Origin of the sequence: Xanthobacter nonsaccharivorans (genome assembly GCF_043194755.2) — a bacterium.
GTDB lineage: Bacteria > Pseudomonadota > Alphaproteobacteria > Rhizobiales > Xanthobacteraceae > Xanthobacter > Xanthobacter autotrophicus_G.
Genome location: NZ_CM195526.1, coordinates 3,195,762 through 3,220,032, shown reverse-complemented (window position 1 = coordinate 3,220,032; position 24,271 = coordinate 3,195,762). Strand labels below are relative to the sequence as shown.

23 protein-coding genes are annotated in these 24,271 nt (G+C 69.2%); 16 read left to right on the top strand and 7 right to left on the bottom strand.

What is annotated here, in order from left to right:
• Window positions 1-197 precede the first annotated feature (197 nt).
• Together V5F59_RS14775 and V5F59_RS14770 are read left to right on the top strand one after the other, a co-directional pair.
• Window positions 198-1,235, top strand: coding sequence for a GntR family transcriptional regulator (locus tag V5F59_RS14775; RefSeq protein ID WP_393982878.1), 1,038 nt, complete (start codon window positions 198-200; stop codon window positions 1,233-1,235).
• 380 nt (window positions 1,236-1,615) lie between these two features.
• A complete protein-coding gene (locus V5F59_RS14770) occupies window positions 1,616-2,173 on the top strand; it encodes a hypothetical protein (RefSeq protein WP_393982879.1) in 558 nt (185 codons plus the stop codon).
• A 12-nt stretch (window positions 2,174-2,185) separates the two neighbouring features.
• Here V5F59_RS14770 and V5F59_RS14765 read toward each other — a convergent pair whose 3' ends face one another.
• Window positions 2,186-2,608 (bottom strand): SufE family protein, encoded by a 423-nt coding sequence (locus V5F59_RS14765; protein WP_393982880.1) that lies wholly within the window; start codon window positions 2,606-2,608, stop codon window positions 2,186-2,188.
• Between the two features lie 121 nt (window positions 2,609-2,729).
• Window positions 2,730-3,182, bottom strand: a complete 453-nt coding sequence (locus tag V5F59_RS14760; protein WP_393982881.1) for a DUF5330 domain-containing protein — start codon at window positions 3,180-3,182, stop codon at window positions 2,730-2,732.
• Between the two features lie 282 nt (window positions 3,183-3,464).
• On the opposite strand from V5F59_RS14760, the gene V5F59_RS14755 reads away from it, so the two are divergent.
• The 4 genes from V5F59_RS14755 (at window position 3,465) to V5F59_RS14740 (ending at window position 6,237) form a co-directional block, all read left to right on the top strand.
• Window positions 3,465-4,889 (top strand): sensor histidine kinase, encoded by a 1,425-nt coding sequence (locus tag V5F59_RS14755; RefSeq protein WP_393982882.1) that lies wholly within the window; start codon window positions 3,465-3,467, stop codon window positions 4,887-4,889.
• Entirely contained in the window at window positions 4,886-5,587 is a 702-nt protein-coding gene (locus tag V5F59_RS14750; RefSeq protein ID WP_393982883.1) for a peptidoglycan-binding domain-containing protein, read from the top strand. Before V5F59_RS14755 ends, V5F59_RS14750 begins: the two co-directional genes overlap by 4 nt.
• Complete coding sequence (locus tag V5F59_RS14745; protein ID WP_393982884.1) at window positions 5,588-5,932, top strand: DUF1491 family protein; 345 nt, start codon at window positions 5,588-5,590, stop codon at window positions 5,930-5,932.
• Between the two features lie 110 nt (window positions 5,933-6,042).
• The gene (locus V5F59_RS14740; protein WP_393982885.1) at window positions 6,043-6,237 is read left to right on the top strand and encodes a hypothetical protein; all 195 of its coding nucleotides are present in this window, start codon (window positions 6,043-6,045) and stop codon (window positions 6,235-6,237) included.
• Window positions 6,238-6,250: 13 nt separating this feature from the next.
• On the opposite strand, the gene V5F59_RS14735 is transcribed toward V5F59_RS14740, so the two are convergent.
• From V5F59_RS14735 to V5F59_RS14725, 3 genes are all read right to left on the bottom strand, one after another.
• Window positions 6,251-7,228, bottom strand: a complete 978-nt coding sequence (locus V5F59_RS14735; RefSeq protein ID WP_393982886.1) for an alpha/beta hydrolase family protein — start codon at window positions 7,226-7,228, stop codon at window positions 6,251-6,253.
• 1 nt (window position 7,229) lies between these two features.
• Window positions 7,230-9,905 carry a spermidine synthase family protein gene (locus tag V5F59_RS14730; RefSeq protein ID WP_393982887.1) on the bottom strand — a complete coding sequence of 892 codons (2,676 nt, stop codon included), beginning with the start codon at window positions 9,903-9,905 and terminating at the stop codon, window positions 7,230-7,232.
• Window positions 9,906-10,094: 189 nt separating this feature from the next.
• Window positions 10,095-10,979 (bottom strand): protein-L-isoaspartate O-methyltransferase family protein, encoded by an 885-nt coding sequence (locus V5F59_RS14725; protein ID WP_509211101.1) that lies wholly within the window; start codon window positions 10,977-10,979, stop codon window positions 10,095-10,097.
• 291 nt (window positions 10,980-11,270) lie between these two features.
• On the opposite strand from V5F59_RS14725, the gene hydA reads away from it, so the two are divergent.
• Complete coding sequence (hydA, locus tag V5F59_RS14720; protein ID WP_393982889.1) at window positions 11,271-12,698, top strand: dihydropyrimidinase; 1,428 nt, start codon at window positions 11,271-11,273, stop codon at window positions 12,696-12,698.
• 36 nt (window positions 12,699-12,734) lie between these two features.
• Here hydA and V5F59_RS14715 read toward each other — a convergent pair whose 3' ends face one another.
• Window positions 12,735-14,114, bottom strand: coding sequence for an amidohydrolase family protein (locus V5F59_RS14715; protein ID WP_393982890.1), 1,380 nt, complete (start codon window positions 14,112-14,114; stop codon window positions 12,735-12,737).
• Window positions 14,111-14,905, bottom strand: coding sequence for a GntR family transcriptional regulator (locus V5F59_RS14710; protein ID WP_393982891.1), 795 nt, complete (start codon window positions 14,903-14,905; stop codon window positions 14,111-14,113). Before V5F59_RS14710 ends, V5F59_RS14715 begins: the two co-directional genes overlap by 4 nt.
• Window positions 14,906-15,058: 153 nt before the next feature.
• On the opposite strand from V5F59_RS14710, the gene V5F59_RS14705 reads away from it, so the two are divergent.
• The 9 genes from V5F59_RS14705 to V5F59_RS14665 all read left to right on the top strand — a co-directional run bounded on the left by V5F59_RS14705 (window position 15,059) and on the right by V5F59_RS14665 (window position 24,271).
• On the top strand, window positions 15,059-16,072 hold the full coding sequence (locus tag V5F59_RS14705) for an ABC transporter substrate-binding protein (RefSeq protein ID WP_393982892.1): 1,014 nt from the start codon (window positions 15,059-15,061) through the stop codon (window positions 16,070-16,072).
• Between the two features lie 157 nt (window positions 16,073-16,229).
• Entirely contained in the window at window positions 16,230-17,039 is an 810-nt protein-coding gene (locus V5F59_RS14700) for an ABC transporter permease (RefSeq protein ID WP_393982893.1), read from the top strand.
• A gap of 3 nt (window positions 17,040-17,042) precedes the next feature.
• Window positions 17,043-17,807, top strand: coding sequence for an ABC transporter ATP-binding protein (locus V5F59_RS14695; protein ID WP_393982894.1), 765 nt, complete (start codon window positions 17,043-17,045; stop codon window positions 17,805-17,807).
• A gap of 23 nt (window positions 17,808-17,830) precedes the next feature.
• On the top strand, window positions 17,831-18,559 hold the full coding sequence (locus V5F59_RS14690; RefSeq protein WP_393982895.1) for a maleate cis-trans isomerase family protein: 729 nt from the start codon (window positions 17,831-17,833) through the stop codon (window positions 18,557-18,559).
• Window positions 18,560-18,724: 165 nt separating this feature from the next.
• On the top strand, window positions 18,725-19,636 hold the full coding sequence (locus V5F59_RS14685) for a LysR family transcriptional regulator (RefSeq protein ID WP_393982896.1): 912 nt from the start codon (window positions 18,725-18,727) through the stop codon (window positions 19,634-19,636).
• A 123-nt stretch (window positions 19,637-19,759) separates the two neighbouring features.
• Entirely contained in the window at window positions 19,760-20,734 is a 975-nt protein-coding gene (locus tag V5F59_RS14680) for a threonine ammonia-lyase (protein WP_393982897.1), read from the top strand.
• Window positions 20,735-21,189: 455 nt separating this feature from the next.
• The gene (locus V5F59_RS14675) at window positions 21,190-22,014 is read left to right on the top strand and encodes a putative hydro-lyase (RefSeq protein WP_393982898.1); all 825 of its coding nucleotides are present in this window, start codon (window positions 21,190-21,192) and stop codon (window positions 22,012-22,014) included.
• A gap of 93 nt (window positions 22,015-22,107) precedes the next feature.
• Window positions 22,108-23,364 carry an ABC transporter substrate-binding protein gene (locus V5F59_RS14670; protein ID WP_393982899.1) on the top strand — a complete coding sequence of 419 codons (1,257 nt, stop codon included), beginning with the start codon at window positions 22,108-22,110 and terminating at the stop codon, window positions 23,362-23,364.
• A 31-nt stretch (window positions 23,365-23,395) separates the two neighbouring features.
• Complete coding sequence (locus V5F59_RS14665; protein ID WP_393982900.1) at window positions 23,396-24,271, top strand: branched-chain amino acid ABC transporter permease; 876 nt, start codon at window positions 23,396-23,398, stop codon at window positions 24,269-24,271.

Below are 24,271 nucleotides of genomic sequence, written 5' to 3'. Positions count from 1 at the left end.
ATGTCCTCGAGGTCGCCCAAGTTGCGAATGTCTAATGTAGACATTATTCGTTTCGGCCGCAATTTGGCCGTGCTCGGCCGGACGCGCTCCGGTGCCGCGGGTCACAAGTCCTTGGCGGGGTTGGCACGCGGGGCGCGGTCGGGCACCTTTTGCATGAGCGGTTCCGGTCAGAGCCCCGCAGGGAGGTTGGTTACGGCATGCAGGCAGAGCGTTCGCCCGTCGTTCACCCGTCGGCGGGGGCACGGGGTGGGGAACAGCCGGCGCCGAGCGGCATTACCCCGCGCCTTCATGAACGCGCCTTCGACATCCTCGCCGCCCAGATCGCCAGTGGTGCGCTGGCGGCGGGCGAGCGCCTGCTCGAATCGCGGGTGGCGGAGCGCTTCGGCATTTCCCGGGCCCCGGCGCGGCAGGCGCTGACGCGGCTGGAGCGCCTGGGCCTCGTGCGTCGCGCGGAAGGCCATGGCTTCGTGGTGCTGCCGTTGTCAGGGGCGGTGCCGGCCGCGGTCGTGGCCGGGTCGGTGGGCGATGCGCCGGTGCGCCTGTCGCCGGAGCCGGCGGCCGAGCGCATCTACCGGATCGTCGAGACCGAGGTGGTGATGCGCACGGCCTTCGGGGCGTGGCGGGTGGTGGAGAATCACCTCGCCGCCCATTACGGCGTCAGCCGCACCGTGGCGCGGGAGGTGCTGTCGCGCCTCAACCGGCGCGGCGTGGTGAAGAAGGACGCCCGCCTGCATTGGCATGCGCCGGCGCTCACCCCGGCCTATGTGGCCGAGCTGTTCGAGATGCGCGCCCTGCTGGAGCCTGCGGCGCTGCTGAGGGCGGTTCCCCGCCTGCCGGTGGATCTCGTGCCGGCCATGCGCGCGCGCCTTGCCGACGCGATCGCCCGGCCCGAGGCGCGCGACGGCGACCGTCTCGGCGTGCTGGAGGAGGACCTTCACGTGACCCTCCTCGGCCATTGCGGCAACGCCACGCTGATGGAGGCGCTCGGCACCTGCCAGACGCTGCTGGTGGCGCTGACCTTCCTCTATGGCTGGGCGCCGCGCTTCCATGCGGACGAGCCCTTCCTCGCCGAGCATCTGGCGGTGGTGGACCACCTTGCCGGGGGCCGCCCCGAGGCGGCGGCGGGAGCGCTGCGGGACCATCTGAAGGGCTCGTTCGGCCGCGCGCTGGAGCGGCTCGATCGCATGCGTCGGGAATTCGCGCCGGGTCCCTTGCCCTATCTCGTCGCCCTCTGAGGCGCCGTGGCCGCTCAAATGCACGTGACGGGACTGGAACCGCGCCGCCGACGCGCCATTTCTCCCTTGGTAGGCTGGCGCTGGGCGGGCGTTGCTGCTTAGAATGCGGTTGTTCGCCGGCTTTCGGCCCGCCTGCACGCGGTCATGCCGTCGTGTGCGTTTCGGTGGAGAATGTCCATGTTGTCCCTCGTTGCCGCCTCCGCTCTCCTCGCTGCGCTCGCTCTGGCCACGACCCTTGTGTCGTTTGCCGCGAATCGCCCGAAAGCGGTACCGGTGCGTGTGCGCGCCCGTCGCCAGCATCGGGACTGAGCGCGAGAAAGGGCCGCTCCCCGGTCATCGCATGATGGCGGGGAGCGTGTGCCTGGACGACCGGAGCATCCGTGACCCATTCTGCCGCGGCCCAGGCCGCAGAAAAGCGCATCGAACTTCGCGTCGATCGCATATCCCAGCTGTTCAACATGCTCGATCCCTTTCCCTTCCGGGAGCGGGATATCGATGCGGAGGCGGAAGCCTTCATCGTCGGCTGGGCGCGGGAACTGCCGCGGGATGCGCGCATCGGCATCGTGGTGCATCTTCCGCTGGACGAAGCCGCCGCGCCGGAGGCGCGTGCCTTGGCGGAGTCCATGGCGCATTACTTCGCGGCGCAGGAAAATGCGCTGGCGGGTGAGCTGCGGGAATTGTTCCGGATCGGCCGCCTGTCGCTGGCCATCGGCTGCGTCGTGCTGGCCGTCTGCCTCGCCGCGGCGCGCCTGATCGCCGGAATGACCGGCCTTGAGCGCTTCTACGGCTTCGCCAGCGAGGGGCTGCTCATTCTGGGATGGGTCGCTCTGTGGCGTCCCATGGAGATCTTCCTCTACGACTGGTGGCCCATCGCCCAGAGGCGCCGGCTCTACCGGCGCCTGGCGCAGGCGCGCATCGAGGTGGTGCCGGTGCCGTGAGGCGGCCGCCCCTCAGGCCGCAGCCAATGCCGCGCGGGCGTGGCCGCGGATACGTTCCACCATGGAACGCAGGCCGTTGGAGCGCTGCGGGGTCAAGTGCCCTTCAAGCCCGATCTGCCTGAAGATGGCGAGGACGTCCGTCTCCAGGATCTCCTTGGGGCTGCGGCCAGAGACCAGCGCCAGCAGAACCGCCACGAGACCGCGCACGATATGCGCATCGGAATCGCCCTGGAATTCGATGATGGTCCCGGCCGGCGTCTGCTTCAGCTCGGAGATCAGCCACACCTGGCTGGCGCAGCCCTGCACCTTGTTCGTCTCGTTGCGCTCCGCCTCGGGGAAGGGCGGCAGCTTCTTGCCGAGCTCTATCACGTGCCGGTAGCGGTCTTCCCAATTGTCCAGAAATTCAAAGTCCGCAATGAGATCGTCTGCAGTCATGAGGTCAATTCCTCGTCCTGAACCTTCCGGCCGCCTTTCCGCTGCCGAGCGCAATTGCATTGCAGCATAGCACAGCCGGCAAAGTCCTGCGCCGACTTTATCGCATGGTATCCCGGGGCGCTCAGGCGGGCCGCCGCGGGGGCAAGGGCGTGATCGGACCGGAGGGAGCCAGGGGCACCGGGGCCGGCGCGATCGTGCGTCCGTTGTCCCCGCCGCCCCAGACGGGGGCGAGATCCTGCGGCGTCAGCTCGATCCCGCCGGCCTGGCCCTGGGGCGCCGGCGGGGGGACCTGCGCCGGAGCGCCGCCTGCGCCGGGCTTGGCGGAGCCGAGGGAATCGAACAGCCATTTGGCGCCCACCTGCGCCTTCTCGCCGATATGCGTGATCATCTGCCCGCCTACGGCGCAGGCCTGCGGCTGGCGATCGCAGAACCCGCGCATGTCGGCGACGATGGCCTGTGCCGCCCCGAAGGCGTCGAACATGCTCACCTCCCGCCCGTCGGTGCCCTTGAGCCCGAGCGGCAGGAGCAGCAGCACGAGGCCGATGCACAGGATGAGGCGGAACAGGAAGAACATGGCTCCCTCACACACGGCGCCGGGACGTTCCAGGCGCCCGCGAAGACTACCAGAAGCCCGCCGCTCTCGCGTGCGCTGGGGGCTGGATGCCGGCTGACTTTTCAAGACATCGTTAACGCTGCGCCCGGCGGGCGCCGCCGTTTAGCGTTCGCTTAAAGGCTGGCATGCGAGGGTTGGTGACGGCGCGGCAGGCCGGCGGGCGGAATGTCCCGCACACGGGATCGGACAGGGGGCGGCGTGCGTCACCTCGGCATGAGCGAACAGAGCGAAACACTGCGGAGCGTGCCTGACCCGGCGTCGGGCGGTGATGCGCTGCCGCGTCTCGCCGTGCTCGGCCGCATCACCTCCGCCGTGCTTGCCGCCCTTGGCCTTCTCGCCGTCGCCTGCGGCGCGGGCGCGCTGCTGATGCAGGCGTCCGGCCTCATGCATGGGGCGGAGGGGCAGGCTCTCATTCTTTTCGCCTCCGGCCTCGGCAGCGGGGCGCTCGCCGCGGTGGCCGCCGGCCTCTCTCGCGCCGCTGGGCAGGCCAGCGATGCCGCGGTGCCCGCCGGCGCGCTGCTCGTCACCCGCCATGCCGCCCGCGGCGACGTGCTGGCCGTGGAGGCCAAGGACGGCCCCTTCGCGCAGACGGATGGGGCCGGGCTGATGGGCCAGATGCTGTTCGACCGGGTGCTGGTGACGGACCGACCCGCCTTCCTCTCCGCGGTGCAGGCGGCGGCGCGTGGCCGGCCGGTGGCGCTCACCCTGCGCTTGCGCTGCGATGCCGGCGGGGACGGCGCGCCCGCCTTCATGGCGCTGGAGGCGCGCTGCCATCCGCTGCGTTCCGGGGATGTGCGCATGGTCTGGTGCGCGCCTTGGGAGGCGGCCAACACCGAGCGCCTGAAGGCCGACGCGGAGGCCCGCGCTCGCGCCGAGGCGGAGCAGGCCAATGCCGCCAAGAGCCGCTTCCTCGCCGCCATGAGCCACGAGCTGCGCACGCCGCTCAATGCCATCCTCGGCTTCTCGGAGCTCCTGGCGACCCCCACGGGCACCCCCCTCGATGATGCCCGCAAGGCGGAATACGCCCGCATCATCCATGAGAGCGGCCAGCATCTGCTCGGCCTCGTCAACGACATCCTCGACCTGTCGCGGGTGGAGGCGGGGGCCTATGTGCTGGATCGCGAGCCGGTCGACGTCACCGCCCTCGTGGAAGGCTGCGCGCAGATGGTGGCGCTCGATGCCGACCGCAGCGGCGTGAGCGTGCGCATGAGCGCGTCCTCCCGCCTGCCGCCCCTCGATGCCGACCGGCGCGCGCTGCGCCAGATCGTGCTGAACCTCCTGTCCAACGCGGTGAAGTTCACCCCTGCCGGCGGCCGCGTCCAGGTGGGGGTGCGCACCCAGGGGGGCCTCCTCACCATCCGCGTTCGGGATACGGGCCCCGGCATGCGGACGGAGGACGTGGCCCGGCTTGGAGAGCCGTTCTTCCAGGCCGGCGACTGCACCCAGAAGGCGCGCGGCAGCGGGCTGGGCATCGCGGTGGTGAAGGGGCTTGTGAAGCTCCACGGTGGCGACCTTCATGTGCATAGCGCCCTCGGCCGCGGCACCAGTGTCATCGTCAGCCTGCCGCTGGAGGCGGGGGCCACGGCCGGCCGCGAGGAGTGGACCAAGGATGTGGTCGCGCCCTTCCCGGCGCGCATGGAAGACGCCCGCGCGAAGAGGATGGCATGAGACTCGAACCGGTCTTGCAGGGATCCACCCCGGATGCCGCCACCGAACTCCCGGCGGCCGACGACCGGGCCCAGGAGGAGCGGCGGCTGCGCCGGCTCGACCTCGTGGCCGGCGCCGTGGGCTTTGCCGCATCCGCGGCTTTCCTCGCCAACGCCTTGATTCTTCAGGCGCCACCGTCCGGGGCGCCGCTTCCGGGGGCGCGCCCCTCCGGCTTCGGCCAGACCAGCCGCCCCAAGACCAACCACACCACGGTGCCGCTGCCGCCGGCCAGCCCGCAGGCCAGTGCCGCGCCCACCGGTGGCGCGACCAATGGCTCGCTCGGCTATCTCTCGGTGCGGACCGCGACGGCAGAGGTGGCGGTCCCCCTCGTGCCGGCGACACCTGGCCCTTCCGTGACGCGCACCGACACGCGCGCTGACGGGCCGCGCCGGCCGCTGGCGGCCCTCGGTGCCGCGCCGGACGTGACCGGGACCCTGCGTCCGCCCTCGGACGTGCCGGGCTCCTCGCGCATCCTTTCGGTGCAGAAGGCGCTGGCGAAGCTGGGCTATGGCCCGCTGAAGGTGGATGGCCGCCCGGGCGGGGAGACGCGCAGCGCCATCCAGCGCTTCCAGCGCGACCGCAGCCTGCCGATGGACGGGGAAATCTCCGACAAGCTGGTGCGCGAGCTCGCCTCGGTGTCCGGCTCGGCGATTAACTGAATGCGGCTCAAGAGCGCCATCTTCGTCGCCGCCCTCATCCGCCGCGTGCAGGTGGAGGGCGCCTCTGCCTATGTCGTGCGCAAGGGATCGGAGGAGGCGGGCGCCATCTTCGTGAAGGTGTCGCGCCTCGACGGCACCGCCGCCCTCTATGGCCCGGCGCCTCAGTCCGCCTTCGACGAGGCCGCGCCCGCGGACCGCATGTTCAGCGTGCTGGTGGAGGCCGGCCGGCCGGAACAGGACGCCGATGCGCGCATCGCCAAGGAGGTCCGGTTCGACCCCGATCTGTTCGTGGTGGAGATCGAGGACCGGGCCGGACGGCATTTCCTCGACATCGCGCCGGGCTGACGCGCGTCATCTTCCTCAAGGTCATCGTTCAGGCGCCGCGCATGCCGGCGAAACCATAACGTCCGTCGAGACGTTGTGGTCATGGCTGCACATGGCACGAGGAGGAGGGCATGAGCACAGTCATCGCGTTCCCCACGGCGCGGCGCGCTCCGGTCCGCGGTCAGGCGGCACGGCGCCGGATGGCGCGGGAGCCGCGTCCCGAGGGAGCACAGATCGTCATCCTGCCGGTGATCCGCATCGAGCGGCACGAGGCAGGCGAGACGGAAGAGGCGGCCCGCGGCGCAAACAACCGTCGCGCCCATTGAGCACGCGGAAGCTTCAGCGCGCCGGCTTCGTGCCTTTCGCGAAGGCGCCCACACGTGACAGCACCGCCTGGAGCGGATCGCTGGTCCAGGCGCGGGTGACGAAATCATTGTGCGTCACGTCTCCCGGCACCGGGAGGAAGGAAACCACCCCCGGCTTCAGCTCCCCTGGCAGGCCGGTCGAGAGGCGCACGCCCTTTGCCGCGAGAAGTTTCTGCAATGCCGTGTTCTCGGCGCGCGTGGACGCGGAATAGGCGCTGAAGAAGAAGGCATCCGGGTGCGCGGCCACGAAGTCCGCCATGCGCGGGGCCTCCGCGTACAGCCCGTCCAGCAGGATCACGCCGCAGATGCGCCCTTCGGCACGGCCGCGCTCCAAGGCGAACGCGGCGGGCAGATAGCCGCCGCTGTAGGCGACGAGGATGACCGGCGCTGCGGCGAAGGCCTCGCGCAGGCCGCCGTCGCCGGCGAGCGCTGCGAGTCGCGGGGCGGCCTCGGCCAGGTAGCGGGACAGGTGCCCGGCCTCCCAGAAATGCCCGGCGCTGGAATCGAGCGCATCCACCGCGAACTGCGGCGCCAGGAGCACGGCATTGAGGCCGGAGCGGGCGAGCTGCTGCGGCACGCGCTGCCGGGCGACCACATCCCGCTCCAGCCGCGCCTCGTTGCCGTGCAGGAACAGGACGATGGCGAACGGCCGGCGGGGATCGAACCCCTTGGGGATGAACAGCAGCGAGCGGCGATCCGCATAGGTTCGGTCCTCGAAATAAACACCGCCGCGGGGCGAGGTGTGGCCCCGCCCGCCGCGGCCGGTGACATCGAGGAAGGGCTTGTCCTGCTCGGGAATCTCGCCCGCATAGGGAAAGGGCGAGGTGGCGAAGGGCACGAAGGCGGAGCGGTCCGCCGGGGTGGGCCAGCCCTGCGCATGCGCCGCCCCGGAATAAGGCAGCGGTGCGCCGAGCATCAGCGCGCCGAGGAGGAGGGCCCCCGCGCGCTGCATCTCAGGCCGCCTTCGCCGCGGCGGCGGGCGTGTCCGGCAGCTCGTCCTTGGCCAGGGGCAGGAGCACGCCGAAGAAGGCGGGCATGGCCACCAGATAGGCGAGGCCGCACAGGATGAGCACCTTGTCGAGCCCGAACAGGGTGGCGACGATGGGCACCGCCGCCGCGCCCACCACCGAGAACGAGCCGTTGATGCCCCAGGCCCACAGGAACATGTGGTGCTTGCCCAGCCGGTCCAGCGTGCCCATGGCGGTGGCCATGGGAAAGCCCATGAGGAAGGCGGGCGGGAAGATGAGCGCGAAGCACAGCACCATCCGCAGGCCGTAGGGCAGGGTGCCGATGAGGGCGATTACCCGGTCGATGGCGAGGCCGTAGCCGATGAGGATGGCGCCGATGGCGAGGAAGATCTTCGGCATGGCCGAGCGCGCCACCGGCAGCACCCGCTCCGACACCAGGCTGCCGAAGCCGGAGAACACCAGCATGCCGGTGATGAGCACCGAGGCCGAGACCGTGGGATTGCCCAGGGCCGAGATGAAGAAGGAGATGAGCCCCACCTCCACCATGATGTAGCCGAGCCCGAGGCAGGCGAAATACAGGATGGTGGAGAGCTTGCCGGGATAGCGGCTGAAGATGGTGCGCCAGCCGAAGATCACCGGCAGCGCGATGAGCACCGCCGCCGCGGCGGCGGCGATGGCGAGGGTCGCCCACAGCAGCAGGTAGCCCCATTCGTCCTGGAACAGCTCGAGCCGGTCGGTCACGCGGGCGAGGTCCGCGGGCTTCACGTAGGCCGCGAAATAGGGGCGCACGTTGGTGAGCGGACGCGCGTCGAACACATAGGCCCGCTCCATCTCGCTCCAGCTGTTGGATACGAGGTGGAACCAGGCGAGCCGGCCCAGGGTGGTGGAGGGCAAGACCTGCGCCGATGCATCGGCGGGCCCGTCCACGGGCTCGCCCTCGGCATCGGGCGCGGGGCCGGCGGTCGGATCGCCCGACGCGTCGGCCACCGGGTCCTTGGGCGGGCCGTCGGTGGAGAAGATCTGGTTGCGATAGGCCGCGACCACGCCATCGGCGCCGGAGAGGTCGAAGCTTGCGCCGGGATAATAGATCTCGTCGAAGGAGAGGGCCCGCGTCTGCGCGCGGAGCGTCGCGATCTCCTCGGGGGTGAAGGCGCCGTTCTTGTAGAGCACCGTCGCGGTGGACAGATAGCTCGACACCACGAAGAAGCGACCGGAGATGTCCGGCGAGAAGGTCCGCGCCGCCGCTGCCATGGTGGCGTAGAGCTTCAGCACGGACTTGGGCGGCTCTTCCTTGTTCCAGAGCGTGACGGAGAGGATGCCGCCCGGCTTCAGCGCCCGCATGTAGGCCGCCATCGCCTCCTCGCTGTAGGAGAATTTCTCCACGATGGCGAAGCCGCCGGGGCTGGAGAGGCCGGCGGAATCGGCGAGGCTCAGGTCGATGATGTCATAGCGGGCGGGCGTGTAGGCGAGGTGGAGCCGCCCGTCCTGCGGGATCACCTTCACCTTCGGGTCGTGCAGGATGTCGCCGGTGAAGGCGCGCAGCGCCGGATCGGTCTCGAAGGCGTCGAGCACGGCGGGGTTGCCCTCCGCCACCGTCACGGAGCGCGAGCCGGAGCGCAGCGCCACCTCCGTGGAGATGCCGCCGCCGAACTGCACCACGAAGGTGTCCGCATCCGGCCGGATCAGGAAGGGATAGGCCATGGGCAGATAGCGGAAGTAGGCCGTCTGCTCGGTGGGCAGCTTGCGCATGATGCCGCTCGGCCCCTCGCCGTCCATGTACAGGCCGAGGAAGGCGTCCTTGGGCATCTCCGGCAGGTTGAAGGCGGCGGAATCCGAAAGGCCGGGGGCGAAGTGCAGGTAGGAGGAGCCGTAGACCTCCATCAGTCCGAACGGCGAGTGGCTGCGGTAGACGAGCTTCGCGTCGGGGAACTTGCGGGCGTAGGAGACGCCCTTGTAGTCCGACACCGCGAGCTTGGTGAGCCCCAGCGCCTGCGGGGCGACGAGATGCCCGGCCGCCGCGAGCACGGCGGCGGCCACCAGCGCGAGGCCGCCGGTCCGGTCCCTCACCGCCGCGAACCACAGGGCGCTGCCCACGAACCACAGGCCGAGGGGCACGAGGATGAGGTCCTCCGGCGGCAGCCGGTAGAGCGTCAGCAGGAACAAGAGGCCGCACACGCCCGAGCCGGTGAGGTCGGCGAAATAGACCCGGTTGAAGAAGGAGGCCGCCTTCAGGAACACCACGCCGAGGAAGAAGGCGCCGGCGAGGAAAGGCAGGAAATAGAGCACGAAGTTGGCGACGAGGCGCCACTTCTGCATGGGGTCGGAGATCAGGAAGATGGCGTTGAAGGGCAGCTGCTGGGCGGTGAGGTTGCACACGATCATCAGCGGCCCGAACAGCACCAGCGCCGTGCCCGCGGCGCCCCGCCAGCGCGTCTCGAACCAGTCCTTGCCGATGCACATGACCGCGCTCGCCAGCCCGAAGCCGAGCATGGCGAGGCTGACCACCAGCGAGCCGAAATGCGCCCAGCTGCCCACCGAGAACAGCCGCATGATGGAGATCTGCAGGGCGATGACCGCGCCGGTCACCAGCGCCACCGAGAGATAGAGGAAGAGGCTCTCGGAGAGGCCCGCGGGCGTGCCGGCTTTGGGCGAGGGGGTCATCGGCCGCTGTCTTTCCTGTCGGGCCACCGGCGGACGCCGCGCCCGCCGGCCGTCGCCCCGTGGTCGCCTGCCGGGCGGGCCGCCTTATGCCAGGTCCAGGTGAGTCGCACTCCCCGGGACCTGATATATGCCCGCGCGGCGCTTGAGCGTGTCAAGGTGCGGATGCGTCAGCATCTTCGCACCTCGGCATTACTTGTTGTGGGTGCCGGAGATGCTATCGCCCTCAAGCTTGGTGAAGGGCACGAAGGGCACGATCTTGCCGTTGTAGATGTCGGAGCGGGTGACGGAGACGGTGCCGTCCGCCGCCTTCTCCTTCGTGACCTTCAGCACCCGCTGCGCCCCGGGCGGGCCCACGGGGATGACCATGACGCCGCCCACGGCAAGCTGCTGGAGCAGCGCGGGGGGAATGTGGTCGATGCCGCAGGTGACGATGATCTTGTCGAAGGGGCCCGCTTCCTCCCAGCCGTAATAGCCGTCGGCCGACTTGGAGGTGATGGCGGCGAACTCGGTGTAGTTGCGCTTGACGAGGCCGTCGTAGATGCCGCGGGTGCGCTCGGCGAGGGGCTTGATGATCTCGATGGACCACACTTTGTCGGTGAGGTTGGCGAGATAGGCGGACTGGTAGCCGGAGCCGGTGCCGATCTCCAGCACCTTCTCGCCGAACTTCACGTCGATGGCGCTGGTCATGCGCCCGACGAGATAGGGGCCGGAGATGGTGACGCCGTAGCCGATGTCGAGGAAGGCGTGGTCATAGGCGCGGCCGAGGTTCTGCTGCAGCACGAACTCTTCGCGCGGGGTCATCAGGAAGGCGCGCATGTTGCGCTTGTCGCTGAGGTCCCGGTTGCGCAGCATGCCCTGGAAGCGTTCCCAGCGCAGGGCGAGGTATTTGGGGTCCTCGCCGCGATTCTCCACCATCCACTTGATGTAGGCGTCGGCGCTGTCCATGGGGGGCATGGCGTCGCGATCGAGCGGCTTCGGCACGGTGGAGGTGTAGATCGCGGCGCGCGCCGCGCGCCCCATCGGCAGCAGCGTCGCGGCTCCTGCCGCGGCGCACAGGAAATCCCGACGCTTCATGATCTTCCGCCCCTTCTCCAGCGTCATGTCGATAGCCGAGGGCGTGGCGGCGGACAATTGGCGCCTTGGGCGGGACCTCAGACAAATTAGAATCATTGTATTTTCGGCACACCCACGCCGATGCGTGGTGGACCGCGCGCGCGACGCGTGGACCTGCCGGCGCGTCGGGGCTATCGAGACGGGGCTTCATTCTGCGGCGCGATCCTTGCTTCCGGTCGTGAGGGCGACCGGGCTGGGGGCGCCCCCTCACGCGGCTCACCCTGGCGGGTCGCCGGTTCTGGCAAGGCGAAAATGACGATCTACGACACCATTATCCGCGGCGGCACCATTGTCACCGCGGCCGACCGCACCCGTTGCGACGTGGCCATTTCCGGCGGCCGCATCGTGGCCCTCGGCACCGATCTCGGCGACGCCCGCGAGGTGATCGACGCCGCCGGCAGGCTCGTGCTGCCCGGCGGCGTGGATGCGCATGTGCACATTTCCCAGCCCTCCGGGGATGGCATCGTGATGGCCGACGACTTCGAGAGCGGCACCCGCTCCGCGGCGCTCGGCGGCAACACCACCATCATGCCCTTCTGCCTGCAGGAGAAGGGGCAGAGCCTCCGGCAGGCGCTGAAGGACTACCACGCCAAGGCCGAGGGCGAGTGCCACGTGGACGTGTCCTTCCACCTGATCATCGCCGATCCCACCGACCAGGTGCTGGGGCAGGAGCTGCCGGCGCTGGTGGCGGACGGCTACACCTCCTTCAAGATCTTCATGACCTACGAGGGCCTCGCGCTGAACGACCGCGAGATCCTCGACGTGATGAGCGTGGCGCGGGAGACCGGCGCGCTGGTGATGGTGCACGCCGAGAATTACGACGCCATCCGCTTCATGACCGAGCAGCTGGAGAAGGCCGGGCGCACCGCCCCGCGCTTCCACGCCACCTCCCGCCCCATCGCGGTGGAGCGCGAGGCCACTCATCGCGCCATCTCGCTGGCCGAGCTGGTGGATGTGCCGGTGATGATCGTCCACGTCTCCAACCGCGAGAGCATGGAGCAGATCCGCTGGGCGCAGAACAAGGGCCTCACCGTGCTGGGGGAGACCTGCACCCAGTATCTGGTGCTCACCGAGAAGGACCTCGACGGCCTCAACATGGAGGGCGCGAAATACGTCTGCTCGCCGCCGCCGCGGGACGAGGCGAGCCAGGAGGCCTGCTGGGAGGGGCTGCGGACCGGCGTGTTCACGATCTTCTCGTCCGACCACTGCCCGTTCCGCTACGACGACCCCGCCGGCAAGCTGACGCCCAAGGGCCGCACCAGCTTCCGCTGGGTGCCGAACGGCATTCCGGGCGTGGGCGCGCGGCTGCCCATCCTCTTCTCGGAAGGGGTGATGAAGGGGCGCATCGACATCGAGCGCTTCGTGGCGCTCACCGCCACCAACCCGGCCAAGACCTATGGCCTCTATCCCCGCAAGGGCACCATCGCCGTGGGGGCGGACGCGGACATCGCCATCTGGGATCCGGAGCGCGAGCTCACCCTCTCCCATGCCATGCTCGGCGACGGCTCGGACTACACGCCCTATGAGGGGCGCCCCATCAAGGGCTGGCCGGTGCTCACCATGGTGCGCGGCGCGGTGGTGATGCGTGACGGCGCGCTGGTGGGCAGGAAGGGCCACGGCACCCACCTCGCCCGCGGCCTCTCGCCTTACGCGACGAAGGCCGGGCCGGTAACCTTCTGAGGCGGCGTCTCCGGCGGGCGAAGGCCCGCCGGAACCTCACACGGCGATGAGCGGGCGGTGGCCCGCCTTCTCCCACAGGCGGCGCGTGACGGCTTCCGCAGCGGTGATCACCTCGGCGCCGTCGAAGAGGGTCGGCCGGCGCTCTTCCAGCACCACGCGGCCGTCCACCACCGCCGCATCCACATTGCCGCCGTTGGCCGAATGCACCACGAGGCCGGGCCCGTCGATGAGGGGCGCGAGGTTCGGCGCGTCGAGGTCGAGCAGCACCAGGTCGGCCCGGAACCCCGGGGCGATGCGGCCCACCGTGTCCGCCAGGCCCAGGGCGGCCGCCCCGCCCGCCGTGGCCCACCCCAGCACATCGGCAGAGGTGAAGGAGAAGCCGGCGCCGCGGATGCGCGTGCCGGCGAGGGCCATGCGCATGGCCTCGATCATGTCGCCGGACTTGGTGTCGGTGGCGAGCGAGATGTTGGCTCCGGCGTCGGCGAGCGCCTTGATGGGCGCCACCGAGCCGTGGGCCGCATTGCCCACGGGGATGTGCGCCACATGCGCGCCGCTGGCGCCGAAGCGGGCGATGTCCGCGTCGGTCATGTGGATGCAGTGTCCTGCGACGAGCGCGGGGCCGAGAAGGCCCACCTCCGCCATCAGCTCCACGGGGCGCAGGCCGTCGCGCGCCAGCACGGTCTCCATCTCCATGGGCGACTGGTGGAGATGGGTGTGCAGGATGAGCCCGCGCGCGGCGGCAAGGCCTGCCACCTCCCGCAGCAAGGCGGGGGAGCAGGTGTCCGGCGCATGGGGGCCGAGGATGGGCGTGACACGGGAATCCCGTCCCGCCCAGCCGTCCGCGAAGTCCATGGCCTCCTTCAGGGTCGCGGCGCCGCGGGCGGCATCGGCACGCCATTCGCGGCGGGCGAGGGCGGCGGTGTCCGCATCCATGATGCGCCCGCCCACGAAGGCGCGCAGCCCGGTCTCTTGCGCGGCACGGGCGAGGGCCTCGGGGTGGCGATAGAAGTCCACCACGGTCGTCGAGCCGAAGCGCAGCATCTCATAGGCGCCGAGGCGGGCGAGCAGGTAGGCCTCCTCCTCGGACAGCACATCGCCCTGGGGCACGCCGGGGGTGTAGGCGGGGGCGAAGCTCACGTCCTCGATCATGCCACGCACGACCATGATGGGCGTGTGGTTGTGGGTGTTGACGAACCCCGGCAGCAGCAGGTGCCGGCGCGAGCCGAGCCGCCGCGCGGGGGCGAAGGCGCGGGCCATCTCCTGCGCCGGGCCGATGGCCAGGATGACACCGTTCGTGACCGCCACCGCCACGTGGGACGCGACGGTGCCGGCCTCGTCCATCAGCAGAGCGGCGCGGGCGGTGACGAGGAGGTCGCAGGGCTGCGGCGGGCCGTCCGGCGCCGGAACGGGGCTCATGGCTGCCCCTGCGCCGGATCGAGGCTGGCGAGGGTGGCGGCGGCCGTGCGGCGGGTGTGCTCGGCCATGCTCTCGGCGAAGCCGTCCACGTCGCAGGCCCTGAGGCGCTCCATGAAGGCCTCGTGCTCGGCAAGGGATTCCGCCCAGCGGCCGGCGTTGTAGTTCACCTGGGCGCGGGCCCGGTAGATCTTGGCCGAGAGCGCGCTCCAATTGGTGATGAGCACCGGATTGCCGGAGAGGCGCGTGATCTCCGCGTGGATGTCCTGGTTGGTGCGGAAATAGGCGCTGCGGGCCCCGGCTGCGTGGTGGGCGGCGAGCTCCCCATGCAGGGCATCGAGCCGGGCGCGGTCCTCCGCCGTGGCCTTTCGGCAGGCGAGGGCCGCGGCCAGCCGGTCGAGGGCGATCATCACCTCGAAGACGGCGGCGATCTCCTCGCGATCCACGGGCGTGACCACCGGCGTGCGGTGGGGCCGCAGCTCCATCAGCCCTTCCGAGGCCAGCACCTTGAAGGCCTCGCGCAACGGCGTGCGGGAGACGCCGAAGGTCTCGCACAGCATCTTCTCCGGCAGCGGGCTGCCGGGCGGCAGATCGCCCTCCAGCACCATCTGGCGCAGGCGGATCACCAGCTGGTCGTGCAGCGAGGCGGTGGCCAGCGGCTGCGCCGCCTCGCCCGCCGACAGCTTCAGGCGCACGGGCTTGAACTTGTACCGCGCCCTCGGCCGGGCAGGGGCCTCCACAGGCGCCTCGCTCTCGGCTGGTGCGGAAATGGTCTCTGCCTTCAATTTAGGCATTTGCTCCACCAATCGCCTACAGAAGCGGCTTTCAAATCAGATTGAATGGAGATTATACATTTGAAAGAAAAATACAAAACAAAGATCGCATACCGAATGCGGATTGCCGGGGCGTCCAAGCGCCGGCCCGTTGCGACCCTTCTGAGGAGCCAGATGATGAAGACTCTGCTTGCCCGCCTCGCCATGGCCGTCGCCGTGGCCGCATCCTTTTCCGCCGCGCCGCCGGCCCGCGCGCAGGAGCCTGTCGTGAAGGTGGGCTATGCCAAGTGCGCCCACTGCGTGCCCATGTCCCTGCTGCCCGAGTTCGCCGAGGGCGTGAAGATCGAGGCCATCGGCTTCAACACCGGCAACGACGTGCTCACCGCCCTCGTCTCCAAGAGCCTCGACGTGGCGCAGGTCACCTACCTCCACTACGTGACCGGCCTCGACAAGGGCTTCGACTTGGTGGCCATCTCCGGCCAGATCTCCGGCGGCTCCGCCCTGGTGATCGCCAACGACCTCGCCGTGAACGAGAACGACTGGGCCGGCCTGAAGGCGCTGGTCGCCGCCTACAAGGCGCAGGGCAAGCCGTTCCGCGTCGCCGCCTCCCGCGGCAATGCGCAGGACATCCACATGCGCGGCGCGCTGCTGAAGCAGGGCATCGACCCCAACAAGGACGTGCAGTTCGTCAACATCCCGAACCCGTCCGACCACATCCAGGCCCTGCGCCGCGGCGAGGTGGAGCTGATCTCCACGGTGGAGCCCTTCGCCACCCAGATCCTGCAGGCCAAGGCGGCCAAGCTCTTCGCCTATCCCTATGACCAGGCGGCCGGCAAGCTCACCAACCTGATCGTCACCCGCTCCGACGTGATCGCCTCCAACCCCAAGGCGGTGGAAGCGGTGGTGAAGGCGGTGGTGAAGCTCGACGACAAGCTCGATGCCGACCACGTGCTCTGGCAAGGCGTCATCACCAAGGTGACGGGCCTCGACAAGACGGTGGCCGACGCCGCCATCATCAACCTCTACCCGGACTACAAGATGCATCGCGCATCGGCCGCCGCCATCGCCGACATGATGCGGGACCTCAAGTACATCAGCACCGACGTGACCAAGAAGGTGGAAGACCGCATGGACTATTCCTTCCTCGAAAAGGCCACGGGCAAGCCGAAGTCCGAGCTCGGCTACTGATCGGCAGGCAGGTGTCCTGAAAGACTGTCCGGGGTCTTGCGAATGCCTCATGGCCGGGACGGTCCCGGCCATGAGGGATGCGGCGGTGGGCAGCATCGCCTCGACTTTTCGCACGGCTTCGGCCCGAAGCTCATTCCAAGACAGCGGAACCGGCGGCATGCGCAGCTTTTCCATACCTGGCCGGCCGGAACGTTTCGTCGTTCCGGTCCTCATCCTCGCCGGCTGGGAGGCCTTCTCCCGCTCGGGCGCGCTGCCGCCGGCGCTCCTGCCCGCCCCCTCCGCGGTGGCCTGGGCGTGGGCGGACTGGGTGTTCGACATCGACGGCAACACCCAGAGCTATGCCGGCCGCTGGATCTTCGACGCCGCGGCCAGCGCCTCCCGCGTCGCGGCGGGCTTCGCCATCGCCACGCTCGTCGGGGTGCTGGTGGGGGTCGCCATCGGCTGGTCGCGCTTCATCGAGGTCACCATCGAGCCGACCTTGCAGATGCTGCGGCCCATCCCGCCCGTGTCGTGGATCCCGCTTGCCATCATCTGGTTCGGCATCGCCGACAAGCCGGCCATCTTCCTGGTGTTCCTCGGCGCCTTCTTCCCCATCCTGCTCAACACCATCCATGGGGTGAAGACCTGCGACCGCAACCTCATCCGCGCCGGCGCCATGGTGGGGGGCGGGCAGAGGCAATTGCTGTGGCACATCGTGCTGCCCGCCGCGCTGCCCTCCATCTTCGCCGGCCTGCGCATCGCCATCGGCTCCGCCTGGATGCTCACGGTGACGGCCGAGATGGTCGCGGTGAAGAGCGGCGTCGGCTACGTGCTGTGGGATTCCTATTACTTCCTGCGCTACGACATCGTGATCGCCGCCATGGCCTCCATCGGCCTGCTCGGCTACCTCAGCGACCTCCTCATCCGCCTCGCCATGGCCCGCGCCCTGCGCTGGCAGCGCGGCACCACGCTCCAGGGCGAGGGCTGAACCATGGCCAACATCGAAATTTCCAACGTCTCCAAGGTGTTCACCGACAAGGCGCGGGGCCGCGACGTCACCGCCTTGTCCAACGTGACCCTCAGCGTGAAGCGCAACGACTTCATCTGCCTGCTCGGCCCCTCGGGCTGCGGCAAGTCCACGCTGCTGAACATGATCGCCGGCTTCGACAAGCCCTCCGCCGGCACCCTGACCGTGGACGGCCAGCCGGTGACCGGGCCGGGCGCGGACCGGGGGGTGGTGTTCCAGCAGGCGAACCTGATGCCCTGGCTGCCGGTGTGGGAGAACGTCGCCTTCCACCTGAAGATGCGTGGCGCCCAAAAGGCGGTGCGGCGGGAGCAGGCGCAGATCTACATCGACCTCGTCGGCCTCACCGGCTTCGAGAACCATTATCCGGCGGAGCTGTCCGGCGGCATGAACCAGCGCGTCGGCATCGCCCGGGCGCTGCTGATGAACCCGGGCGTGATCCTCATGGACGAGCCCTTCGGCGCGCTCGACGAGCAGACGCGCATGGACATGCAGAACGAGCTGGTGCGCATCTGGCAGAAGAGCCAGGGCACCATCGTGTTCGTCACCCACGGCATCGACGAGGCGCTCACCCTCGGCAGCCATGTGGTGGTCATGTCGGCCCGGCCCGGCCGCATCGCCGAGGTGATCCCCATCACCCTCGAACGACCGCGTGACATCACCGGCGCTGAATTCAACGACATCAAGCGCCACATCCTGCACCTGCTGCGCCCCGACCGCGCCGCCGCCTGATCTCCAAGAACCGGAAACGTCAAATGTCCCAACGCGTTCTTCTCGGCATGCTGACACCGTCCTCCAACACCGTGCTTGAGCCGGTGACCCAGGCGATGGTGGCGAACCTGCCGGAGGCTTCGGCCCATTTCGGCCGCTTCAAGGTGACCGAGATCGCCCTCTCGGACCAGGCGCTCGCCCAGTTCGACGACACCGAGATCCTCAGGGCCGCCGAGCTGCTCTCCCATGCCAAGGTGGGAGTGATCGGCTGGAACGGCACCTCCTCCGGCTGGCTCGGCTTCGAGGCGGACGAGCGGCTGTGCGCCCGCATCACGCAGGCAACGGGCATCGCCGCCTGCACCTCCATGCTCGCGCTCAATGAAATCCTGAAGCTTAAGGGCGTCACCCGGCTCGGCCTCGTCTCGCCCTATACAGATGATGTGCAGGACAAGATCATCGCCAATTACGCCAAGCTCGGCATCACTTGCGTGAGCGACCGGCATCTCGGCATCCGGGACAATTATTCCTTCTCGGAAGTCTCGGCGGAGACGCTCGCCCGCATGATCCGCGAGGCGGCGGAGGCGAAGCCCGAGGCGATCGCCGTCACCTGCACCAACCTCAAGGCGGCGCCGCTGGTGGAGGCGCTGGAGCAGGAGATCGGCATCCCCATCTACGACACCATCGCCACGGTGGTGTGGAAAAGCCTTTCCCTCGCCGGTACCGCGCCGGGCCGGGTAAAGGGCTGGGGCAGCCTGTTCCGCGACCTCGGCTGAGGGACCGGCGCGGCCTTTCCCCGAGGGACAGGCCGCGCCCTCCTGTCGCGTCTGGCGCAATGGCCGCCGGTGGACCTGCGCCTGAGCCGGCCGCGGGCTCCGGTCTTGCGGGGCCCGGCAGGGCCAGCCCTTGACGCCGGAGCGTGATGCCACCTTTGCTGTGCCATGGTCGATTTCCGCAGTCTCGAGATCTTCTACTGGGTGTCGCAGCTCGAAAGCTTCAGCAAGGCGGCGGAGCGGCTGAACACCACCCAGCCCGCCGTCTCCCAGCGCATCGCCGCGCTGGAGGCCGAGCTGAAGACGCGCCTGTTCGCCCGCACCTCGCGGTCCATCAGCCTGACCGAGAAGGGGCGGGTGCTGGTGGATTATGCCGAGCGCTTCCTGCGCCTGCGCGCTGCCATGATGGAGGCGGTGGCCACCCCGGAAGCCATGAGCGGGGTGGTGCGGCTCGGGGTTTCGGAAACCATCGTGCAGACCTGGCTCTCCCGCTTCATCGAGCGGGCCCATGCGGTCTATCCCAACGTGCTGATCGACCTCACGGTGGACATCACCCCGGTCATGCGCGACGCGCTGGTGAGTCGCGAGCTGGACCTCGCCTTCCTGCTCGGCCCCCTCACCGAGCCGAACATGGCGAACCTCGATCTCGGCAGCTATCGCCTCGCGGTGGTGGCGGCGAGCGACCTGGTGGTGGGGCTGGAGCCGCTGGCGCTGCGGGACATCCTGAAATACCCCATCATCACCTACCCCAAGTCGACCTATCCCTACACGTTCATGCGCGAGACCCTGAGCGTACCGGAGATGGGCACGCCGCGCATCTTCAGCAATTCCTCCCTCTCCACCATCATCCGCATGACCGAGGACCATATCGGCCTCAGCGTCATCCCGCCGGAGGTGATCCGGGGCGAGCTGGCCGCCGGCAAGCTGCGCATCGTGGAGACGGTGCTGGACCTGCCGGCCCTCTCCTTCACCGCCAGTTACCCCATGACGCTGGGCGGGGGCATCGCCGGCTCGCTCGCGGCCCTCGCGGCGGAGGTGGCGCAGCAGGACCGGATCGGGCGGGCCGACCGCGGGGGCTGAATTTCTGCCATCATGTTCGGTGATTTGAACGGAGCCGGCAGGCGTGGTGTTCTGCGCGGCCCGAAGCGGAACCGGCCCCAGGCGCCGGCTTCGCCGCCCACCCGACCCATCGGAGTCAAGCCAGTGTTCGCTGCCACGATCGCAGATGTGGAGGCCGCAGCCGGGCGCCTCGCCGGCCAGCTCATCCACACCCCGCTGCTGGAGAGCCCGCTCGTGAATGCCGCGTGCGGCGCGCGCGTCCTCGTCAAGCCGGAGATGCTGCAGCACACCGGCTCCTTCAAGTTCCGCGGTGCCTCCAACCGGGTGGCGCTGATGACACCGCAGGAGCGCGCGTGCGGCATCGTCGCCTGGTCCTCCGGCAACCACGCCCAGGCGGTGGCGGCGGTGGCGGCACGCCATGGCATCCCGGCCACCATCGTGATGCCCGCCGACGCCCCTCGCGCCAAGGTGGAGGGCACGAGGCGCTATGGCGCCACCGTGCGCCTCTACGATCGCCTCGCCGAATCGCGGGAGGAAATCGGCGCCGACATCGCCTTGAAGACCGGCGCGGTGATCATCCCGCCCTATGACGATCCCCACATCATCGCCGGGCAGGGCACGGCGGGCCTCGAGGTGATCGAGGACGTGCTGGCGGGCGGCGACAGCCTCGACATGGCCATCCTCGGCAGCTCGGGCGGCGGGCTGCTGGCCGGCTCGGCCACCGCCATCAAGGCGCGCTCGCCGCAGACGCAGGTGTTCAGCTCCGAGCCGGCCGGCTTCGACGACCTCGCCCGCTCCCTCGCCTCGGGCGTGCCGGAGCGCAATGCGGGCGGCGTCGCCACCTTGTGCGACGCCCTGATGGCGCCGACCCCGGGTGCGCTGACCTTCCCCATCAACCGCACCCTGCTCGCCGGCGGCGTCGCGGTGACGGACGAGGAGGTGAAGGCGGCCATGCGCCTCGTCTATGACGCGCTGAAGCTGGTGGTGGAGCCTGGGGGCGTCACCCCGCTGGCCGCCGTATTGGCGGGCAAGGTGGATGCGAAGGGCAGGACGGTGGCCGTCGTGCTCAGCGGCGGCAATGTGGATCCGACCACCTTCGCGGCCTGCATCGGCGCCTGACCCAGGAGCGTTTCCGGCGAACCCGGTCCGCCGGAAACCGGCCAATTTTCTGCCGGGTCGCGATCTCCGGCGCCAGACCGCGACGCGCGTTCGCGGAAACGGCCTTCGGTCCGGCCGGCGATGTCGGGGCTGGCGAGCAGGGCGTGTCGCAGCGGCATGCCCTGCTGCCGCACGCACGGGGGAGCGGGCCATGGGGACGTGCCATGGGAACGCGCCATGGCGGGTGCCACCTCTCCGGGCAGCGCAACCCGGCATGACGGCAGGATTTTGCGGGACATTCGTCGTTCTTCTGCCCCAGCGGCACTTTCTATAATCACAGCTTATCAAAAACAATCCTGAATCATCATTGGACCTTGTGGCTGCCGCTTCTGAATAATGCCTACGGATCGGGCGGGCCCAAATGGTGGGCGTTCGCTGCGACCAAGCATCACACAGTGCAAAGGCGGCCTCAGGTCATGGCAAGTGCCATCAAGCAGGGCTCGTTCCAGCCCTCCCTCAGCTCCTATCAGACGCCTCTTTCCGTGCGCCTCGGCTGCCGGTCGGGCGCCATCACCGGCCCCACCGCCGGCATGGCGCCGGGCTATGTGCAGGGCAACCTCGCCGTGCTGCCGCAGGAGCTCGCGAACGAGTTCCTGCGCTTCTGCCACGCCAATCCCAAGCCGTGCCCGGTCATCGGCATGTCGGAGCCGGGCAGCTTCAAGGTGCCGACCCTCGGCGAGGACCTGGACATCCGCACCGACTTCCCCGGCTATCTCGTGTGGAAGGACGGCAAGGTGATCGCCGACACCACCGACGTGAGCGAATTCTGGCGCGACGACCTCGTGGCCTTCGTCATCGGCTGCTCCCACTCCTTCGAGGAGGCGCTGCTGCAGGAAGGCCTGCCGCTGCGCCACATCGACCAGGGCACCAAGGTGCCCATGTTCCGGACCTCGGTGCGCTGCACGCCGGTGGGCCGCTTCTCCGGGCGGATGGTCATGTCCATGCGCCCGCTGACCCCGGCCAACGCCATCCGCGCCATCCAGATCACCACGCGCTTTCCGTCCGTGCACGGCGCGCCCATGCACGTGGGCCTGCCGGAGCTGATCGGGGTCGCCGACGTGATGAAGCCGGACTTCGGCGCGCCGGTGGAGGTGCGCGACGACGAGCTGCCCGTGTTCTGGGCGTGCGGTGTCACCCCCCAGTCGGTGCTCATGGATTCCAAGCCGGACTTCGCCATCACCCACGCGCCCGGCTGCATGCTGGTGACCGACAAGCGCAACACCGAACTCGCGATCCTGTGACGCCACGGGGCGCGCGCCGCCCCGCCTGACGCCGAAAACGGCGCAGCCAACAACCGATCCTCATCCAGATCCCGACCTCCAGAGGGGACCACCATGAACCGCAGAGAGCTTCTTCTCGCCGCTTCCGCCCTTCCGCTCATGGGCCTTGCCGGCCCCGCCTCCCGCGCCTTCGCGCAGGGCGCGGCGGAGGTGACCATCGGCGTCATCTATCCCATGTCGGGGGCGAGCGCCCAGGTGGGCATCGATGCGCGACACGCTTTCGAGACCGCCGCCGAGATCATCAACGGCGCCTTCGACTTCGACATGCCCACCGCGAAGGCCGCAGGCCTTGCCGGGCTCGGCGGCGCCAAGGTGAAGCTGGTGTTCGCCGACCACCAGGCCGATCCGCAGAAGGGTCGTGCCGAGGCCGAGCGCCTCATCACCCAGGACAAGGTGACGGCGCTCATCGGCTGCTACCAGTCGGCCGTGTCTGCCACCGTGAGCGCGGTGGCCGAGCGCTACGGCGTGCCCTTCCTGTGCGCGGACTCGTCCTCCCCCAGCCTCCAGCGCAAGAAGATGAAATACTTCTTCCGCCCCGCCGCGCAGGACGAGATGTTCTCCGCCGCCATGTTCGACTTCTTCGACGTCCAGAAAAAGAAGGGCAAGAAGATCGAGACCGTCTCGCTGTTCTTTGAGGATACCATCTTCGGCGTGGATTCCTCCAACGTGCAGCGCCGGCTCGCCGGCGAGCGCGGCTACAAGGTGGCGACCGAGGTGAAGTATCGGGCGAACTCGCCCTCCCTCACCGCCGAGGTGCAGCAGCTGAAGACCGCGGACGCGGACGTGCTGATGCCCTCCACCTACACCACCGACGCCATCCTCTTGACCCGCACCATGGCGGAGTTGGGCTACAAGCCCAGGAACCTAGTGGCCCAGGCCGCCGGCTTCTCCGAGAAGGTGGTCTACGACGCGGTGGGCGACAAGCTCGTGGGCGCCATCTCCCGCGCCTCCTTCTCCCTGGACCTTGCCGCCAAGCGCCCGTTCATCGCCACGGTGAACGACATGTTCAAGGCCCGCGCCGGCCGCGACCTGAACGACAACACCTCGCGCCAGTTCATCGGCCTCGTCATCCTCGCCGACGCCATCGACCGGGCGAAGTCCACGGACGGCAAGGTGATCCGCGAGGCGCTCGCGGCCACCGACATTCCCGGCACCCGCACCATCATGCCCTGGGCCCGCGTGCGCTTTAACGAGGAAGGCCAGAACCCGGACGCGAGCCCCGTGCTGCTGCAATACACGGGCGACAAGTTCGTCACTATCTTCCCGGAAGACGTGGCCGTCGCGGCCGCCATCTGGCCCATGAACGGCTGACGCCGCTCCTGCCATCACCGGGACAAAAGATATGACGGCGCAAGCGCTTATCCAGGTGCTCGCGAGCGGCCTGCTGATGGGGCTCATCTATGCCCTCATCGCGGTCGGCCTCTCGCTGATCTTCGGCCTCATGGACGTGGTGAACTTCGCCCATGGCGAGTTCCTCATGATCGCCATGTACGCCACCTTCGGCCTCGTGCTGGCGACGACGCTCGACCCGATCGTCGTCGCCCCCTTCGTGGTGGGGCTCCTGTTCTGCGTGGGCGCCTTCGTCTATGTCGCGGTGGTGCGCCATGCCATGCGCGCCAAGGCGAATGCCGGCATGGTGCAGATCTTCTCCACCTTCGGCCTCGCCATCCTCATCCAGGGGGCGGCACAGTATCTGTTCACGCCGGACTACCGGTCCATCAAGACCTCGTGGCTCGGCGGGCATACGCTGGATGTCGCCGGCATCTTCCTGCCGTGGCCGCAGATCTACGGCGGGCTCATCTCCATCGCCGCCTTCGCCGCGCTCTCGCTGATCTCGCGCACCGACTTCGGCAAGGCGCTGGAGGCGACGCGCGAGGACCAGGGCGCGGTGGCCCTGGTGGGCATCGACCGCAACAAGGTCTTCGCCATCGGCTGGGGCCTCGGCGCGGCCCTCGTCGGCCTCGCCGGCACCGTGCTCGCCATCTTCTACTACATCCACCCCCAGGTGGGCGCGACCTTCGGCACCATCGCCTATGTGACGGTGGCGCTGGGCGGCTTCGGCAGCGTGTTCGGGGCGCTGGTGGCGGGCATCATCGTCGGCCTGGTGGAGGCGATCACCGCGCTCATCCTGCCGCCCACCATGAAGGCGGTGGGCATCTATGCCCTCTACCTCGCCGTGGTGTTCTTCCGCCCGAGCGGCCTGTTCGGAAAGCTCTGA

Excerpts from the sequence above, each read along its gene's own strand:
- V5F59_RS14775 (WP_393982878.1), top strand. The coding sequence starts at position 198 with ATGCAGGCAGAGCGTTCGCCCGTCGTTCACCCGTCGGCGGGGGCACGG.
- V5F59_RS14765 (WP_393982880.1), bottom strand. The coding sequence starts at position 2,608 with ATGACTGCAGACGATCTCATTGCGGACTTTGAATTTCTGGACAATTGG.
- V5F59_RS14760 (WP_393982881.1), bottom strand. The coding sequence starts at position 3,182 with ATGTTCTTCCTGTTCCGCCTCATCCTGTGCATCGGCCTCGTGCTGCTG.
- V5F59_RS14750 (WP_393982883.1), top strand. The coding sequence starts at position 4,886 with ATGAGACTCGAACCGGTCTTGCAGGGATCCACCCCGGATGCCGCCACC.
- V5F59_RS14745 (WP_393982884.1), top strand. The coding sequence starts at position 5,588 with ATGCGGCTCAAGAGCGCCATCTTCGTCGCCGCCCTCATCCGCCGCGTG.
- V5F59_RS14740 (WP_393982885.1), top strand. The coding sequence starts at position 6,043 with ATGAGCACAGTCATCGCGTTCCCCACGGCGCGGCGCGCTCCGGTCCGC.
- V5F59_RS14735 (WP_393982886.1), bottom strand. The coding sequence starts at position 7,228 with ATGCAGCGCGCGGGGGCCCTCCTCCTCGGCGCGCTGATGCTCGGCGCA.
- V5F59_RS14730 (WP_393982887.1), bottom strand. The coding sequence starts at position 9,905 with ATGACCCCCTCGCCCAAAGCCGGCACGCCCGCGGGCCTCTCCGAGAGC.
- V5F59_RS14725 (WP_509211101.1), bottom strand. The coding sequence starts at position 10,979 with ATGAAGCGTCGGGATTTCCTGTGCGCCGCGGCAGGAGCCGCGACGCTG.
- hydA (WP_393982889.1), top strand. The coding sequence starts at position 11,271 with ATGACGATCTACGACACCATTATCCGCGGCGGCACCATTGTCACCGCG.
- V5F59_RS14715 (WP_393982890.1), bottom strand. The coding sequence starts at position 14,114 with ATGAGCCCCGTTCCGGCGCCGGACGGCCCGCCGCAGCCCTGCGACCTC.
- V5F59_RS14710 (WP_393982891.1), bottom strand. The coding sequence starts at position 14,905 with ATGCCTAAATTGAAGGCAGAGACCATTTCCGCACCAGCCGAGAGCGAG.
- V5F59_RS14705 (WP_393982892.1), top strand. The coding sequence starts at position 15,059 with ATGATGAAGACTCTGCTTGCCCGCCTCGCCATGGCCGTCGCCGTGGCC.
- V5F59_RS14700 (WP_393982893.1), top strand. The coding sequence starts at position 16,230 with ATGCGCAGCTTTTCCATACCTGGCCGGCCGGAACGTTTCGTCGTTCCG.
- V5F59_RS14695 (WP_393982894.1), top strand. The coding sequence starts at position 17,043 with ATGGCCAACATCGAAATTTCCAACGTCTCCAAGGTGTTCACCGACAAG.
- V5F59_RS14690 (WP_393982895.1), top strand. The coding sequence starts at position 17,831 with ATGTCCCAACGCGTTCTTCTCGGCATGCTGACACCGTCCTCCAACACC.
- V5F59_RS14685 (WP_393982896.1), top strand. The coding sequence starts at position 18,725 with ATGGTCGATTTCCGCAGTCTCGAGATCTTCTACTGGGTGTCGCAGCTC.
- V5F59_RS14675 (WP_393982898.1), top strand. The coding sequence starts at position 21,190 with ATGGCAAGTGCCATCAAGCAGGGCTCGTTCCAGCCCTCCCTCAGCTCC.
- V5F59_RS14670 (WP_393982899.1), top strand. The coding sequence starts at position 22,108 with ATGAACCGCAGAGAGCTTCTTCTCGCCGCTTCCGCCCTTCCGCTCATG.
- V5F59_RS14665 (WP_393982900.1), top strand. The coding sequence starts at position 23,396 with ATGACGGCGCAAGCGCTTATCCAGGTGCTCGCGAGCGGCCTGCTGATG.